At 65.0% G+C, this 16,096-nt stretch carries 18 protein-coding genes; 6 read left to right on the plus strand and 12 right to left on the minus strand.

What is annotated here, in order from left to right; translation table 11 throughout:
• Positions 1 to 3: 3 nt before the first annotated feature.
• Complete coding sequence (gene aroQ / locus XH79_RS13985; RefSeq protein ID WP_271582042.1) at positions 4 to 435, plus strand: type II 3-dehydroquinate dehydratase; 432 nt, start codon at positions 4 to 6, stop codon at positions 433 to 435.
• A 61-nt stretch (positions 436 to 496) separates the two neighbouring features.
• On the opposite strand, the gene XH79_RS13990 is transcribed toward aroQ, so the two are convergent.
• From XH79_RS13990 to XH79_RS14005, 4 genes are all read right to left on the minus strand, one after another.
• The gene (locus tag XH79_RS13990; protein WP_271582043.1) at positions 497 to 1,558 is read right to left on the minus strand and encodes an MBL fold metallo-hydrolase; all 1,062 of its coding nucleotides are present in this window, start codon (positions 1,556 to 1,558) and stop codon (positions 497 to 499) included.
• A gap of 215 nt (positions 1,559 to 1,773) precedes the next feature.
• The gene (locus XH79_RS13995) at positions 1,774 to 3,927 is read right to left on the minus strand and encodes a methyl-accepting chemotaxis protein (RefSeq protein WP_271582044.1); all 2,154 of its coding nucleotides are present in this window, start codon (positions 3,925 to 3,927) and stop codon (positions 1,774 to 1,776) included.
• 172 nt (positions 3,928 to 4,099) lie between these two features.
• A complete protein-coding gene (locus XH79_RS14000) occupies positions 4,100 to 4,825 on the minus strand; it encodes an outer membrane protein (RefSeq protein WP_212342364.1) in 726 nt (241 codons plus the stop codon).
• Between the two features lie 223 nt (positions 4,826 to 5,048).
• On the minus strand, positions 5,049 to 5,369 hold the full coding sequence (locus tag XH79_RS14005; protein ID WP_212342362.1) for a hypothetical protein: 321 nt from the start codon (positions 5,367 to 5,369) through the stop codon (positions 5,049 to 5,051).
• Between the two features lie 183 nt (positions 5,370 to 5,552).
• Between XH79_RS14005 and XH79_RS14010 the strand changes: the two genes are divergently transcribed.
• Entirely contained in the window at positions 5,553 to 5,837 is a 285-nt protein-coding gene (locus XH79_RS14010; RefSeq protein ID WP_271582045.1) for a hypothetical protein, read from the plus strand.
• A gap of 15 nt (positions 5,838 to 5,852) precedes the next feature.
• On the opposite strand, the gene XH79_RS14015 is transcribed toward XH79_RS14010, so the two are convergent.
• The 7 genes from XH79_RS14015 to XH79_RS14045 all read right to left on the minus strand — a co-directional run bounded on the left by XH79_RS14015 (position 5,853) and on the right by XH79_RS14045 (position 12,617).
• A complete protein-coding gene (locus tag XH79_RS14015) occupies positions 5,853 to 6,791 on the minus strand; it encodes an AEC family transporter (RefSeq protein WP_271582046.1) in 939 nt (312 codons plus the stop codon).
• Positions 6,792 to 6,911: 120 nt separating this feature from the next.
• Complete coding sequence (locus XH79_RS14020) at positions 6,912 to 7,121, minus strand: hypothetical protein (protein ID WP_212342356.1); 210 nt, start codon at positions 7,119 to 7,121, stop codon at positions 6,912 to 6,914.
• Positions 7,118 to 7,291 carry a hypothetical protein gene (locus XH79_RS14025; protein WP_212342355.1) on the minus strand — a complete coding sequence of 58 codons (174 nt, stop codon included), beginning with the start codon at positions 7,289 to 7,291 and terminating at the stop codon, positions 7,118 to 7,120. Before XH79_RS14025 ends, XH79_RS14020 begins: the two co-directional genes overlap by 4 nt.
• A 172-nt stretch (positions 7,292 to 7,463) precedes the next feature.
• The gene (locus tag XH79_RS14030; RefSeq protein ID WP_271582117.1) at positions 7,464 to 9,083 is read right to left on the minus strand and encodes an ABC transporter ATP-binding protein; all 1,620 of its coding nucleotides are present in this window, start codon (positions 9,081 to 9,083) and stop codon (positions 7,464 to 7,466) included.
• Positions 9,084 to 9,085: 2 nt separating this feature from the next.
• Entirely contained in the window at positions 9,086 to 9,925 is an 840-nt protein-coding gene (locus tag XH79_RS14035) for an ABC transporter permease (protein ID WP_271582047.1), read from the minus strand.
• Positions 9,922 to 10,893, minus strand: a complete 972-nt coding sequence (locus XH79_RS14040; RefSeq protein ID WP_271582048.1) for an ABC transporter permease — start codon at positions 10,891 to 10,893, stop codon at positions 9,922 to 9,924. Before XH79_RS14040 ends, XH79_RS14035 begins: the two co-directional genes overlap by 4 nt.
• A 173-nt stretch (positions 10,894 to 11,066) precedes the next feature.
• Positions 11,067 to 12,617 carry an ABC transporter substrate-binding protein gene (locus tag XH79_RS14045; protein ID WP_271582049.1) on the minus strand — a complete coding sequence of 517 codons (1,551 nt, stop codon included), beginning with the start codon at positions 12,615 to 12,617 and terminating at the stop codon, positions 11,067 to 11,069.
• A gap of 216 nt (positions 12,618 to 12,833) precedes the next feature.
• On the opposite strand from XH79_RS14045, the gene XH79_RS14050 reads away from it, so the two are divergent.
• From XH79_RS14050 to XH79_RS14060, 3 genes are all read left to right on the plus strand, one after another.
• On the plus strand, positions 12,834 to 13,472 hold the full coding sequence (locus XH79_RS14050; RefSeq protein WP_271582050.1) for a TetR/AcrR family transcriptional regulator: 639 nt from the start codon (positions 12,834 to 12,836) through the stop codon (positions 13,470 to 13,472).
• Positions 13,473 to 13,741: 269 nt separating this feature from the next.
• Positions 13,742 to 14,404 (plus strand): DUF3313 domain-containing protein, encoded by a 663-nt coding sequence (locus XH79_RS14055; RefSeq protein ID WP_271582051.1) that lies wholly within the window; start codon positions 13,742 to 13,744, stop codon positions 14,402 to 14,404.
• 31 nt (positions 14,405 to 14,435) lie between these two features.
• A complete protein-coding gene (locus XH79_RS14060) occupies positions 14,436 to 15,005 on the plus strand; it encodes a DUF2147 domain-containing protein (RefSeq protein WP_271582052.1) in 570 nt (189 codons plus the stop codon).
• 3 nt (positions 15,006 to 15,008) lie between these two features.
• Here XH79_RS14060 and XH79_RS14065 read toward each other — a convergent pair whose 3' ends face one another.
• A complete protein-coding gene (locus XH79_RS14065) occupies positions 15,009 to 15,320 on the minus strand; it encodes a hypothetical protein (protein ID WP_212342346.1) in 312 nt (103 codons plus the stop codon).
• A 275-nt stretch (positions 15,321 to 15,595) separates the two neighbouring features.
• Between XH79_RS14065 and irr the strand changes: the two genes are divergently transcribed.
• On the plus strand, positions 15,596 to 16,078 hold the full coding sequence (gene irr, locus XH79_RS14070; RefSeq protein WP_245003740.1) for a Fur family transcriptional regulator Irr: 483 nt from the start codon (positions 15,596 to 15,598) through the stop codon (positions 16,076 to 16,078).
• The last annotated feature ends 18 nt before the right edge of the window (positions 16,079 to 16,096 follow it).

Raw genomic sequence — 16,096 nt, forward strand, 5'->3', positions numbered from 1 at the left:
TCCATGAAGCGCGTGATGATCCTCAACGGTCCCAACCTCAACATGCTCGGCATCCGCGAGCCGCACATCTACGGCACGACGACGCTCGCAGAGATCAACGCGAGTTGCGAAGAGGCTGCCGGCAAGCTCGGGCTCAAGCTCGCCTTCCACCAGTCGAACCACGAAGGCGTGCTCGTCGATCTGATCCAGTCGGCGCGGCAGGATGCCGATGCGATCGTCATCAATCCGGCCGGCCTGTCCTTCACCTCGGTCTCGATCATGGACGCGATCAAGATATTCGAGGGGCCGGTGCTGGAAGTGCACATCTCCAACATCCACGCGCGCGACGAATATCATCGCCACTCGAAGATTTCGTTCGTGGCAACGGGCGTGATCTGCGGGCTCGGGCCGTTCGGCTACATCGCGGCGCTGCACGCGATTGCGAATATGAAGTGAGGTGCCTGCCCCGAAGACGGTGTGCCCCCTCGCCCCGTTCTTACGGGGAGAGGCGAAGAGCTCACGTCGTCCGGAACTGCAGCACGCCGTCCTTCGTCTCGGCCGTCAGCCGGCCCTCGACGATCATGTAGTTGACATGGGCGACCAGCTCGCCGGCGGCAAAACCCATCTGGTGTTCGTCAAGCACGTGCTTGTTGAACACGACGGGCACCAGCTCTCGCGAGGTCTTCGGCACCTCGCGGCAGGCATCCGCGATCAGGCGGCAGCGCTCCTCGTGGTGGTCGGCGAGCTGCTTGATGCGGGTCTTGAGGCCGTAAAACGGTACGCCATGGCCGGGCAGCACTAGCAGATCATAGGGCAGGGTGGTGGTGAGGCTCGCGAGCGAGGCCAGATATTCGCCGAGCGAGTTCTGGTCGGGCTCGACCGCCCAGACGCTGACGTTCGGCGAGATCTTGCTCAGCACCTGGTCGGCGGAGAGGAACAGCTTGTCGTCGGCGCAATACAGCATCACCTGGTCGAGCGCGTGGCCGCCGCCGGTGATCACCTTGAAGCGGCGCGGGCCGATCACGATCTCGTCGCCATGCGAGATGCGGCGGTAGGACGGCGGCAGCACCGACACCTGCTTGAGATAATCCTGGCCGCGGCCGAGCAGCTTTTCGGTGAGCGACTCATCCATGCCGTGACGGCGGAAGAACAGGCGCTGCGCGTTGCGGCGCTCCTCGGTGCCGCGGTTCTGGTGATAGACCGATTGCAGATATTCGACCTGCGACATCACCAGCGGGCAGTTGAAGCGCTCCACGATCCAGCCCGCGAGCCCGACATGATCGGGGTGCGAGTGGGTGACGATCAGACGTGTGACGTTGACGCCCTTCAGGGGGCCGTCGAACAGTTTCGTCCAGGCCTCGATCGTCTCCTCGTTGCCGAAACCGGCATCGACCATCGCGTAGCCGTCACCATCGGCGAGCAGGTAGATGTTCACGTGGTTGAGGCGGAACGGCAGTTTCAGCCGCGCCCACAACACGCCGGGCCGGATCTCCACGACCTCTTCGGGGCCGGGATGCTGTTCCCAGGGATAGCGCAGGGCTTCGGCCGAGGACTGCACGGTGTCGGTTTTTGAATGCATGCACTATCGGTACCCGCACATGGGGCGGGACGCCAGCCGAAAAAAGGCGGGCCGTGGTCTCCGCATGGCGGTCATACCGGGCGGATTTTTCCGCGTGCCGGTTGAAGCCAGCAAAAACGCAGTCATTCCGGGGCGCGCGTTAGCGCGAACCCGGAATCCGGAGATTGTCGCGCGAGATTCCGGGTTCGACGCTACGCGCCGCCCCGGAATGACGATCAGGCCGCCCGCATGTTGTTGAGGAACGCGTCGATCTCTCCGCGCAGCATGTCGGCTTCGCGGCGGAGTGCGTCGGAGGCGCCCAGCACTTCGCTTGCCGCCGCGCCGGCTTCGGCGGAGGCGGTGGAGACGCCGACGATGTTGCTGGAGACCTCGCTGGTGCCGCCGGCCGCATGCTGGATGTTGCGGGCGATCTCGCGGGTGGCCGCGCCCTGTTCCTCGACCGCGGCCGCGATCGTGGTGGTGACGTCGTTGATCTCGCCGATGATCCGGCCGATGCCCTGGATGGCGCCGACCGCAGAGGTCGTGACCTGCTGCATGCTGGCGATCTGGGTGCGGATTTCTTCCGTCGCCTTGGCGGTCTGGCTCGCGAGGCTCTTCACCTCGGAGGCGACGACCGCGAAGCCGCGGCCGGCCTCGCCCGCGCGGGCCGCCTCGATGGTGGCGTTCAGCGCGAGCAAATTGGTCTGCGAGGCAATGGTCTGGATCAGGTCGACGACGACGCTGATGCGGCTGGCGCTGTCGGCGAGGCTCTGCACGGTGGTGTCGGTGGCGCCGGCCTCGTCGACCGCCTTCTTGGCGATCGCGGCCGACGTGACGACCTGCTTGCTGATCTCCTCGATCGAGGACGAGAGCTGCTCGGTGCCCGACGACACGGTCTGCACGTTGACCGAGGTCTCCTCAGCGGCGGAGGCGACCGCGTTCACCAGCGCGTTGGACTGGTCGGCGGTGGTCGACATGCTCTGCGCGGTCGACTGCATCGAATTGGCCGACTGCGCCAGATTGTCGAGCGCGGTGCGCACCGTGCCCTCGAAGTCGGCGATCCTGGATTCCATGCGGGCGGCACGCTCGGCCTTGGCCGCGCGGTCCTTGTCCTGCTCGCTGGCGAGCGCGCGGGCTTCGACCATGCTGTCGCGGAACACGGTCAGCGTGTCGGTCATCGCGCCGATCTCGTCATTGTGCTTCGAGCGCGCGATCTCCGTGCCGAGGTCGCCGGCCGAGAGCTGCTGCATGGCGCGCTGCAGACCGGTGATACGGCGCAGGATGTTGCGGCCGACATAGAGCCAGACGAACAGGGCCGAGCCGACCAGCATCAGCGCGCCCAGCGCCAGCATGACCGTTGTGGCGAGCGAAATCTCCTGCCGCGCCTGGGAGGTCGAGGCGTTGGTTTCCTTCTGCACGCCGTCGACGAGCTGCTGCACGCTGATGCCGAGGCCGACATTGAGCTTGCGCGTCTCGTCCAGGATGGTCTGGCCGTAGTCGATGGAGTCGAGCTCCTTCTCACGCAGATTGAACACGCCGGTCTTGCCGTTGCCGAGCGCGAGCAGCTTTTCCGCCGTCGCGCGCAGCATCTTGTTGCCCTCATTGTCCGGCAACAGATCGAGGTTCGAGCGCAGGCGTCCCTGTGCTGTCTTGAACTCCTTCTGGATGTCGTCGAGCTTGTCGCTGGTGTTCGCCGACAGCGCCGCGCTCATGTTGGCGGCTGCGAGATTGCCGCTGGCAACGACGTTGCCGAGCTGGCCGACGGTCTGCGCGGCTTCGGTGGCATCTTCGGCCGACAGGTTGGCCGAGCCGAGAATGGCGTTGACCCGGGTCTGCGCCTCCAGCATCGCCGGACTGGCCGCGCCGACGAACGCGCCCTGCGCGCTGCGCAGCGCGTCATATTGCTTGTCATGAAGGGCAGCGACGTCCAGCCGTTCGCGGGCGGCCTTGGCCAGGCTCTGGGCCGCCTCGTTGATGCTCTTCATGGTCTCGCTGAGTCCGGCGACGACCGCCTTGTCGCCGCCGAGCTCGATGATCTCGTTGAGCTTCTGCTGCGTCTGCTCCTGCAATTCCCTGAGCTTCTTGGTGCGCTCGTTCAGGGCTTCCTCACTCTGAGCCGCGAGCAGGGCCGGTCCCTGCGCCGCAAGGCTCGCGCTCAAGGCCGACAATTGCAGGCTGGCGGCGAGGCGCGGAATGTCCCGCCCGCTCAGCTCAATCATGCGTCCGCCGAGATTCTGCAGCGCGAGGCCCGCGCCGGCCGCGATCACGAGGCCCATGCCCGCGATCACCGCGAAGGCGGTGAACAGGCTGCCGCGCACGCCCCATTGTGGCTTTTTGAAACCAGGCTTGAATCGACCAAGCAAACGGCCAGCGCCCAGACGGATCGCCATCGAAATTCCCCCACGCTCTTGCTTCTGTTTTGTGGCGGGCAGTATCGGCAGGGCCGGTTAAAAAATCGCAATTGGCGCAATTGCTTGCATTGGTTGCGCGGTTCCGCACAGCGAAAAAGGAAGGGCCGGCGAGATCGCCGGCCCTTGGTCGGATTGAGGTTCTGCCAGCCGATCAGTAGCGCGCGACGGCCGGGCTCGCCCAGTTGAAGCGGTAGTTGAGGCCGGCCTTGACCGTGTGGTCGTCGGTGGTGAAGTTGCCGGTCCCCGCCAGCGGGCCGCCGGTGAAGTGCGCGTCGCCGAAATTGTAATACTGGTATTCGGCCTTGGCCGACCAGTTCGGGGCGAACATGTATTCGAGGCCGGCGCCGATGGTGTAGCCGTTGCGATGATCGCCATCGATGACGAAGGCGGTCGGCACGCCGCCGACGGTCACCTTCTCGTTGTTGTCGGAATAGGCGTAGCCGCCCTTCACGTAGACGAGGCCCGGGCCCCAGGTGTAGCCGACGCGGCCGGTGATCGAGCCGAGGCCACGCTGATCGTTGGTGTAGGCGACGCCGCCCGGGAACACCGCACCGACGCTGCCGGACAGCCAGGAATACTGGCCTTCGACGCCGACCACGAAGTTCGGGTTGAGCTGCCAGTCCGCACCGACCTGCACGCCGCCGAGGAAACGGCCATTGCCGTTGTTGCCGGTGGAGAGGCCGTTGAAATTGTTGTCGCTGGAGAAGGCGCCGCCGAGGTGGCCACCGATGTAGAAGCCGGTCCAGTTGTAGATCGGCGCGGCGTAGGCCGGCGCGGGCGTCTTGTAATAGTTGCGGTTACCGAGATCGGCACCGATCGCCGGCGCGGCAGCGCCCGCCACCAGCAGCGCCACGGTCGCAAACAGAATCTTCTTCATCGTCTTGAACTCCAACACGTAAGGTCCCCGGCTGGCGCGTTCAGCGCCGTCGTTGGTTTTGCAGATAGCTCGCTTTTGACGAAAATGCTGTCACATCCGTGGCACTGCGGCAGCCAACCTAACTTATTGGGTTGCAATTGATTTTTGTGCTTAATGCCAGCTTAAGAAATGCTGAAGGAAGGCTTAATTTTGCGCAAGCCGGTGAGCTTGCGTGCGCCTTTCGTTAACCAAGGCGCCGCAGCACTTCGTCGCGCATTTGCGCGCGGAACGCTGCGCGCTTGGCCGGCCGGTCCTGCTCGCGCACGTCGTGGCGATCGAAGATGTCGAACTTCTCCAGGATCGGATAGCGCTCGCTCGCCATCGCGAGCACGCGCAGCACCTTGGTCGCCGACGGCGTCGGGCCGCTCACCTCCCAGCGCCGGATGGTGTCGGCCCCGCCCTTCTCCGGCAACCCGCAGAGCTTGGCCATATCGGCCGCCGTCAGCTTGCGCTCGATGACGTCGGAAAGGTCGCTACGAAGCTGCTTCAGTTCGGGGCCGGTCATGTCACTCGCGTCCAGGAAGTCATCCAGGCAATGCACTAGCGCTGATTCGGGTCCATCCGAAGGCCGCGCGCCCGGCTGCGGCACCTTCGCGCGCGCACGGAGTTATGAACGGGAGGCCTATGGAAATCGTCCGACGTATGGTCAGATGAGCAAAGGGGCATCCCAACGACGGAGGGATCAGCCATGACCAGTATCAGGCTCGCCATCACCGCATTCATCACCGCCGGACTGCTTGCCGCGCCTTTCGCGGCTGAAGCGAAGAAGGCCCGCTCGAGCAGACATTACAGCACAACCGTGGTGGGTCCGACCTATAGCGGTGCCGGGGCGCCAATTGCGCAGCCCAGGGCGGCTTACGGCTCATCTGGACAGACGGTCGGCACGGTCACGGCGCCATCGATCGGAACGTATAATTGGCCGTCGGTCGGCGTGACCAACGCGGTTCCGACCTGGAACAACACCACGAGATAAGCGCGCCCATGCGGGTCAACGTGTCCCGGTCGCCAGACCGGAGAGCAGGTACAGCGCGACCAGCAAGGTGACGACAGACAGCATCGTCGTCACCGAAACCGTCGCCGCGACCAGTTTCTCCTCGACCTTGTGCTCGTGCGCCAGGACGTACACGGTCTTCGCCGTCGGCACGGCGGCGCATATCACGGCGGCGACGGTGTAGAGCGCGTTGAGGCCGGTGATCACACAAAGTCCGTAGACGATCAGCGGCATAACCGCGAGCTTCACGGCCGCGAGCGCGAACGATGCCTTCAGGCTGGACCGCAGGCCTTCGATCGACAGGCCGAGCCCGATGGCAAACAGTGCGCAGGGCGTCAGCGCGGCCGCGATCATGTTGAGATAGGCCGCGACCGGCGCCGGAATCGGCATGCCGGTGATCGCCCAGACGAGACCGATAAGCGTCGACAGCACCATCGGATTGAGCAGGATCTGCCTCGCAAGGCCCGCGGACTGCGCGGACGAGCCGCGCGCGTCCCTTTCCAGCAGGATGACCGTGATCGGAAACATCACGGCCGCGACGAACACCGTCGCCACCGCAGCCGGCAGCACGGCGGGCTGGCCGTAGATCGCGTGCAGGATCGGCAGCGCCACGAAGCCGGTATTGGTCATCGCCGCCGCCATGCCATGGATCGTGCTGCTGGCGAGATCGTGCTTTCCGCCGGCGCGGACCGCCAGGAAGACCAGCGCGAAGCAGACGAGGGAGCCGCCGCCGAAGGCGAGCAGGAAACGCCATTCCAGCAGATTGCGCGCCGGCTCCTGCGCGATCGTGACGACCAGCAGCGCCGGCATCGCCACGTTGTAGGCGAAGTGCACCAGCGCGTCCGCCAGCGATCGTGAGAGATAGCCGAGCTCGCCCGCAAGCCAGCCGGTGACGATGATTGCGAATACGGGAAGAACGAGGCTCGCGACTTCCATCCGGCTCCCCCTTGCTGCCAATGGCTGCAACGAGAGGTTACCCCGGCGATGGAGTGCCGTCACTGCCTTGCGGGAGCCGCTTCCGGTACGGAAGTGCTTGGGGGTAGCGGGCCGCCGGCCCTAGATGCCCCTGCCGCCCTGCTGACCGATCACGCAGCGCCATCCCGCCAGGCGCTCGGCCGGATGCTGGTTCATCCATTCGGCGAGCTGCGGCGCACCCATCAGACAAGACTGCATCGACACATTGGCGAAGTCCGACGTTGTGACGATCTGCTCGTGGCAGTTTCCGGGAGCGGCGAGGCTACACAGAACCGCGATGATCTTGATCACGCCAGGTTTCCCGCATCGCCGCTGGCGGTCGCTCGGCTGATCGTCGCCTTGTCGTGCCGCTCGCCGGCCGGATCAGCCGGGAAGATGCTGTCATAGATCGCGCGTGCCTCCTGGATGAGGCGAACGCGTTCGCGCTCGGATCGCGAGACAAACTGAATAACCTGGCCCATGTCGGCTCCAAATAGATCGGCAAATCCATCATCAGATGATGGAAATCATTCCATGCGGATATGGGGTGCAGGCTTCAGGTTTGCAGCTGTGCGGGCGGTCACGAGGGATAAAAAGCCCGTGACTGCTTCGTTGCGGGAGCGGAACGGGATACCGGAGCGAAGCACCCCGCTCTCACGCCGCCGGCGCGCGCTCCTTCCGCCCGGGCACTGCCGCGAGCAGCTCGCGCGTATAGGCATGCTCGGGCGCGGCGAAGAGCTGCGCAGTCGGCTTCAACTCGACGATGGCACCGCGCTGCATCACCGCGATGCGGTCGCAGATCTGCGCTGCAACCCGCAGATCGTGGGTGATGAACAGCATCGACAGACCGAGGCGCGCCTTGAGATCTTCGAGCAGCTTCAACACCTGCGCCTGCACGGAGACGTCGAGCGCGGAGACGGCTTCGTCGGCGACGATGATCTCGGGCTCGAGCGCGAGTGCGCGGGCGATGCCGATGCGCTGGCGCTGGCCGCCGGAGAATTCATGCGGATAGCGTTCGAGTGCGCCGGCATCGAGGCCCACCATCTTCAGCAGATCGCGGGCGCGGTCGAACGCCACCTTCGGATCGGTGCCGGCCGCGATCGGGCCATCGGCGATGATATGGCCGACCTTGCGCCGCGGATTGAGCGAGGCGAACGGATCCTGGAAGATCATCTGGATGCGATGACGCTCGGCGCGCAGCGCCTTGCCCGAAAGCTGCGTGAGATCGGTCTCGCCGATCCGCACCGTGCCGCGGTCGGCCTCGATCAGCCGCATCACGAGACGCGCCACCGACGACTTGCCGGAGCCGGATTCGCCGACGAGGCCGAGCGTCTCGCCCTTGAGGATGTTGAAGTTGACCGCGCGCGCGGCATCGACGCGGCGGTCCTCGCGAAACCAGCCGCCGGAGGTGACATAGGTCTTGTCCAGCCCGATCACTTCGACCGCTCTGGCTTGGTCGTCCAGCGGCGCGCGCGCCGGCGGGTCCATCGACGGCACGGCGGCGAGCAGCGCCTTGGTGTAGTCGTGCTGCGGCTCGCTGAAGACAGTCGCGGCGGGGCCCTCCTCGACGACCTTGCCGTGGCGGAGCACCACGACCTGATCGGCGATGTCGGCGACGACGCCGAAGTCATGGGTGATGAACATCACCGCCATGTTGCGGTTGCGCTGCAGGTTGCGGATCAGTTTCAGGATCTGCGCCTGCGTGGTGACGTCGAGTGCGGTGGTCGGCTCATCCGCGACCAGCACCGCGGGCTCGAGTGCGAGCGCCATCGCGATCATGGCGCGCTGGCGCTGGCCGCCGGAGAGCTGATGCGGATAGGCGCGCACGATTCTTTCAGGGTCGGGCAGGCCCACCTCGCGCGCCAGCGACAGCGCCTTGGCGCGCCGCTCCTTCGGCGTCAGCAGGCCGTGGGCCTCGAACATCTCCGCCATCTGGTCGCCGATCCGCATCAACGGATTGAGTGCGGTCATCGGCTCCTGGAAGATCATCGCCAGACGGCGGCCGCGCAAATCGCGCCAGCCGTCGTCGTCGAGCTTGAGCAGGTCGCGTCCCTCGAACTGGATCTCGCCGGAGGCGACCGATACCGTGTCCGGCAACAGCCCCATCAGCGCATGGGCGCACATCGACTTGCCGGAGCCGGACTCGCCGACGACGCAGACGATCTTGCCGGGCCGCAGATCCAGCGAGACGCCGTCGACGGCGAACGGACGCTCGGCGCCTTTCGGCAGCGCGATCCGCAGATTCTTGATGGAGACGGCGGGCGGGGCGGTCATCATCAGCGGCCCTCCCGCGACAGGCGCGGATTGAGCGCGTCGTTGAGGCCTTCGCCGATCAGGTTCAGCCCGAGCACGGAGATCAGGATGGCGACGCCGGGGAATACGGTGATCCACCAGGCCTGCCGGATCACGGTGCGGCCGGCGCCGACCATGTAGCCCCATGAGATCAGGTTGGGATCGCCGAGGCCGAGGAAGGCCAGCGAGGATTCCAGGAGGATCGCGGTCGCCACCATCAGCGAGGCCAGCACGATCACCGGTGACAACGCGTTGGGCAGGATCTCGCGCAGGATGATCCAGGTGTTGCTCTGGCCGGTGACGACAGCGGCCTGGACATATTCGCGCGTACGCAACGACAGCACCTCGCCGCGCACGAGACGAGCGACCGGCGGCCAGCTCACCACCGCGATCGAGGCCACGATCGAATAGATCGAGGGCTGCAGGATCGCGACCAGCACGATGGCGAGCGCGAAACTCGGAATGGTCTGGAAGAACTCGGTGAAGCGCATCAGGGCGTCGTCGACCTTGCCGCCGAAATAACCGGCCATGGCGCCGATGGGGACGCCGACCACCAGCGCGACCAGCGTCGAGACGAGGCCAACGAGGAGTGACACGCGGGCGCCAAAAATCATGCCGGCGAACACGTCGCGGCCGAGCGCGTCGGTGCCGAGCGGCACGGTCGAAAGCGTGAACGGCGGCAGGAACGGCCGCTGCACCATGCGCCAGGGCGAGTTCGGGAACAGCATCGGTCCGAATACCGCGACCGAGATCGCGAGGAGGAGGATGACGAGCCCGGTGACGCCGCTGGGGCTCTTCAGCATCGATTTCCAGAACTGTTTCATGTGGCGTATTCGATGCGCGGATCGACCAGTCGATAGACGAGGTCGGTGATGAGGTTGAAGATCAGGACCATGGCCGAGCAGATCACGAACACGCCGAGCAGCAGATTGTAGTCGCGCTGCAGCAGTGCGTCGTACATCAGCCGCCCGATGCCCGGCCAGGCGAACACGGTCTCGGTGATGACTGCGCCGCCGATCAGCGTGCCGGAATGCACGCCGGCAAGCGTCACGACCGGCAGCAGCGCGTTGCGCAGCACGTGGCGACGCTGGATCACGGCATCGGAGAGGCCCTTCGCGCGCGCCGTCTTGACGAAGTCGAGCCGCTTCACCTCGAGCATCGAGGCGCGGGTCATGCGGGTGTAGGTCGCCATGAAGAACAGGCCGAGCGTCATCGCCGGCATGATCAGGTGCTTTGCGACGTCCACGGCGTGAGCGAGGCCGGTGAGGTTGGCGCCGACCGTCTCGTAACCGAAGCTCGGCAGCCAATCCATGGTGACCGAGAACAGGAGGATGCCCATCAGCGCCACCCAGAAGATCGGCATGGCGTAGAAGATCAGCGCGAACACGGTGATGCCGGTGTCGAGGAACGTTCCGGCGAAGCGCGCGGCGAATGTGCCGAACAGGATGCCGAGCATCAGCGAGATCGCGAAGGCGGTCAGCGTCAGCAGCAGCGTCGCCGGCAGCCGTTCGCCGATCAGCTTGGCGACCGGCGCCTGCTGGCGGAAGGAGAAGCCGAGGTCGAGGGTGGCGACGCCCTTGACGTAGATGAAGAGCTGCTCGGGCAGCGGCTTGTCGAGGCCGAACTTCTCCCGGAGCTGCTTGACGAAGACCTGGTCGCTGGCGCCGGCCTCGCCCGCCATCACGATCGCGGGGTCGCCGGGCGCCAGCCGGATCAGGAAGAAATTGAGGACGACGATCGCGAGCAGGACGATCACGCCCTTCACGACACGCTGAGCGACGAAGGAGAGCATCTAGTGAGTCATATTGGTGATGTGACCTGGAGCCACGGAGAGGGTTGAGGTGAGGGGGACTCTCCGCGAGCGTATCAGCAGTTGGACTCGTGGAGACTCCCCCTCACCCGAATGTGCGCTATGCGCACATTCGACCTCTCCCCGCAGGCGGGGAGAGGTGAAGAAGGAAGGGCTCACTTGTCGAGCCATGCGTCCTTGAAGCCGTCGTTGACCCCGATCCCCGTGGTGATCAGGTTCTTGACCTTGCAGCGCGTGATGGTCGGGAATTGCAGCTCCAGCATCCAGGCCACCGGCACGTCTTCGACCAGGATCTTCTGCGCCTTGTCGTAGATCTCCTTGCGCTTGGAATCCGGGGTCGCGGTCGCGCCGTCGGCGAACAGCTTGTCGATCTCCGGGTTGGAGTAGCCCTCGACGTTGTTGAAGACCTGTCCCTTCGCGATGTTGCTGGAGATATAATTGCGGCCGACGCCGAGCGCGGGATCGCCATACTGGTAGAGATAGGTGAAGGCGATGTCGTAGTCCCAGTCGCCGATCTTCTGATTGCCGCCGGCAACGTCGGTGGCGATCGTCTCGATGTTCATGCCGACGTCCTGGAGGTTCTGCTTCACCGCTTCACCCCAGCGCTGCCAGGTCTCGCCATAGGCGAGCGGCAGCAGGCGGATCTTCTCGCCCTTGTAGCCGGCTTCCTTCAGCAGCGCCTTGGCCTTGGCCGGATCGTAAGGGTATTTTTTCACGTCATCGGTGTAGAACTTGATGGTCGAGGCGGACGGGCCGGTCGCAACCTTGCCGAGTCCGTTCCAGATCACGTCCTTGGCGAAATCGCGGTCGATCGCGTACATGACCGCCTGCCGCACCCGCTTGTCGGCGAGCGGACCCTGGCGGTTGTTCAGCCATAGCCAGGACAGCGGCGAGAAGAACTCCCAGCCGGCGCCGGTGACGCAGGTGTCCTTCAGCTTGGACAGCCGCGGCACGTCGAAATTCTCGACCGAGCCGCCGGGCAGCACGTCGACCTTGCCGGTCTCATACGCCACCGAGCGCGCGGCCGCGTCGGGGATGATCTGCCAGTAGATCTCGTCGAGATAGGGCTTGCCTTTTTCGTGGTAGTTCGGGTTCTTGACCAGGCGGATGAACGAGCCCTTCTGCCACTCCTTGAACATGAAGGGGCCGGTTCCGACGGGCGCGTTGTTGTAGGGGTTGGTCTTCCAGTCGGTGCCTTCATAGAGATGCTTCGGCACCATCGGCATCGAGCCGACCTCGAAGATGCCGAGGAACGGGCCGAACGGCTGCTTCAGCGTGAAGACCACCGTATAGTCGTCCGGTGTCTCGATCTTGTCGACCTGCGCCAAATTGGTGCGGGCACGCGCATGCGTCTGCTTCAGCATCTCCATCGAGAACAGGACGTCGGCGGCGGTGAAGGGTTTGCCGTCATGCCAGGTCACGCCCTTCTTGAGCTTGAAGGTGTAGGTCTTGGCGTCCTCGCTGACGCTCCAGCTTTCGGCAAGCTCCGGCAGCGGCTCGAGCTTGGGGCTGTAGCGCAAGAGGCCCTCGAAGATGTTGCCCGACACCATCTGGGTCGGGCCGTTCTGGACCTGCGCAAGCATCAGGCCGGGCGGCTCGGGCTGGATCACGGCATTGATCACGCCCCCCGTCTTCGGCTCTTGCGCCAGCGCCGGGGCCGTGAGGCCGCAAGCGAGGAGGAGACCAAGCAACACGCGTTTTGGCATATCGTATCTTTCTCAAGCGCGGTCAGCCGTAAACGCTTCGCGACGTCCTCGCGCGCAAAGCGACGGCCGGCCCATCCCAGTCCCCATCCACGAACGAGGCTCACACAGTCTCATTCGGCGCCGCAAGATGAAAGTCTCGACAGGGTTCGCACAAAAAATGTACAGCGCGTCCTGTTTTCACTTGATTCATCCTCCTGTCACGGAGACAAGTCCGCCATGGACAACGCCACGCGCTCCGAACGGTCCCGCAACGCTGCGCTCGAAGCGGCCATCGCCATCATCGCGCGCGACGGGCCTGGCCGACTGACGCTCGATGCGATCGCGCGCGAGAGCGGCCTCAGCAAGGGCGGGGTGATGCACCAGTTCCGCACCAAGGAGGCTGTGCTCAAGGCATTGCTCGAGCGGCAGATGGCGCATTTCGAGGAGTTCTCGACTCATTATATGGCGAAGGTGCGCGCGACCTCGGCCAATCCCAATCTGGCGACCCAGCTTGCCACGATCAGGGAAGCGGCGACTACGCCGAATTCCGCCGCGCTGGCCCTGGTTGCGGCCATGGTCGAAAATCCCAGCCTGATGGCGCTGCCGCGCGAACTCGAGATGAAGAGGATGGCGGCGATCAAGGAAGAAGCCGCCGACCCGGATCTCGCGATGTTGCGCTGGGCCGGCGCGCTCGGACTGCTGCTGAGCTCGTTGTTCGGCATGTCACCGCTCAGCAAGGACGAGCACCAGCGGCTGTTCGCGCGCCTGCTCGACGACGGGCAGTGGACCGGCCTCGAACAGCCGGCCACGAAGCGTGCCGCAAAATCCGGAGCGGCATCGGCGGCAAAGGCTGCAACCCCGCGCAAGCGCGCCTGATTCACCGTTAACGAATTCCAACCGGAGGCTGCCCAAAACCGCGCCTGCGGCCAAATGTGTCAGGTCGCCGTTTTGCGACTTTACAAACCAACCGGTCGGTTTTATAACTGGAAACACTGAGACGGCCCGAGGGATCCGAAAAGGCCCCGGACGATGCCTTGGGCCGGCAATGGTGAGCGCCGCAGCCGTGTCTGGTCCCAAGCGCGGCTGCGGTCGTCATTGCAATTTCAAAGGTTGGCCTTCCAAAGAAGCCGCAAGAGGAGTCTGGAATGGATCGCTCGATCGCCCTGCGCGGTCTGGGAACGCTGGTGCTTTGCGTCGCCTCGGCCGGCTGCGCCACGGTCGCGCCCGTGCCCTATTCGGAGATGGCGTCCTCGGCCTACATGGCGCCGGACAAGTCGGACAGCTCCGGCCGCGTGCCCTACCGCTATTCCACGCCGGTCGACTGGCACTCATATAATAAAGTGATCCTCGATCCCGTCGTGGTCTATCGCGGCAGGGATCACCAGTTCGGCGACATGTCCGACAAGGACAAGGCCACGCTCGCCGCCTACATGCAGAACTGTTTCGCCGAGCGGCTGCGCGGCCGCTTCGCCCTGGTGCGCGAGCGCGGGCCAAACACGTTGCGCATCCGGCTGACGCTGACCGGCGCCGTCACCAACACGCCGGTGCTCGGCACGCTCTCCCGCTTCGACATGGCCGGCGCGGTCTACAACGGCGTGCAGGCGGCGCGCGACGGCGAGGGCATGCTGACCGGCTCGGTCATCTACGGCGTCGAGATCTTCGATGCTTCGACCTCACGCCTGATCAGCGCCTACGTCACCAAGCAATACCCCGGCGCCTACGACATCAAGGCCAGCGTCGGCGCGCTCGCGGCTGCCACCGCAGGCCTCGACAAGGGCGCCGACGCGCTGATGGCGCAACTGAACTGACCCGCCCCCCTGCTCAACGAAAGGCATGCAGATGAACCTTCTCCTTCGCTTCGTGCTGCGCGTCGCGATCACCGTCGTGATGATGATCATCGGTGGGCGCGCCGGCGCGGCCGCCCCGACGGACCCCAGCGGCACATGGCTCGTCGAGGACGGCCGCGCCCGCATCCGGCTCGAGCGCTGCGGCCCGGCGCGCGACCGCATCTGCGGCTTCATCGTCTGGATGAAGGAGCCGGCCGACAAGCGCGGCCAGCCCTATCGCGACAAGGAAAACCCTGACGCCGACAAGCGCGCCCGCACGCTGCTCGGCCACCAGCTCATCATGGGACTGCAGGCGACGCCCGAGGGACGGTTTGCCGGCGACATCTACAATGCCGAGGACGGCAAGTTTTATTCGGTCTCGCTTTGGCGCGAATCCGCCGATCGCTTGAAGCTGAAGGGCTGCCTCATAAAATTCCTGTGCCAGACCCAGACCTGGCAGCAGACCCTCGACGTGCTGCCCGGCCAGCTCGTCGGGCTGACCGGCGATCTCAACGGCCCGCGTGCCGACAAGGAATGGGCGGCCGCGCCGGCCCCGAAGCCGATCCAGGTGAAAGCGAAATAGCTTTCAGGGCGTCCGCAGCGCCTTTCGCAATTCGTCGAGCGCGTCAGCGAGCTGCTCGCGGTGCGCGATGTCGTCCTTGGGGATGGCGGCGACGCTGCCGGCTAGCTCCCGCAGGATGCCGGCCAGCAGTCCGAAGTTGATATGCAGATGCACCGATTTGCGTTCATCGGCCGCGCCCGGATGCTGCAGCACGAGCGCAACGCCGCTGCCGTCGAGCCGCGCCTCGAAGCGCGATGAATGCTCGAAGGTGCCGACATAGAACTTGTCGGGATATTCGAGCGCGACCTCTGCCTTGTCGGGAACCGGCCTGGACATGTGAGCCTCATCGATGCCTGGAGCATGATCCGGAAAAGTGTGAAGCGGTTTTCCGAAAGATCATGCTCCAACAAAGAGATAAAGCGCGATGATGGTTCATCATCGCGCTTTAGCCATTCTGGCCGGGAATAAATCCGTCCGCCTTGCGATAGGTCAGAGGCGGGTCGGCGCCAAATTTGATCCGGATCAAAGCCGGGCCGCCGCTTCTGCGATCCAATAGCAACTGGCGGGATGTCGTGTTGCGCGTCCTGGTTCTTGCAGACGTGAGACGATCGATGGACATGCACGCCGCGAATATCCATGCGGGCGACGACAACGAGCCTGACGTCGTGGGACCCGAGGTCGATGAGGGCCTGCAGCACTGCCTGCAATTGCTCGTCGATGCCGGCCTGCGGCCGACACGCCAGCGCCTCGCGCTCGGCCAGTTGCTGTTCCTGCGCGGCCACCGTCACGTCACCGCGGAGAGCCTTTATGAAGAGGCGATGGCCGCGAACGCCTATCTGTCGCTCGCGACCGTCTACAACACCCTGAACCAGTTCACGGAAGCCGGCCTGTTGCGCCGGATCGCCGCCGACGGCATCAAGTCGTTCTTCGATACCGACACATCGGTGCATCCGCACTTCTACCTCGAAGGCGAGGATGTGCTGGTCGATGTCGCCGATGGCCTCGCCTTCACCAGGATGCCCGAGGCGCTTCCCGGCCACGAGATCGCGCGGCTCGACGTCATCGTCCATCTGCGCCGGAAGCGCGTGGCGTAGCATCGCCGCGCTCTTACC

Origin of the sequence: Bradyrhizobium sp. CCBAU 45389, assembly GCF_028128625.1 — a bacterium.
Classification (GTDB): Bacteria; Pseudomonadota; Alphaproteobacteria; order Rhizobiales; family Xanthobacteraceae; genus Bradyrhizobium; species Bradyrhizobium liaoningense_B.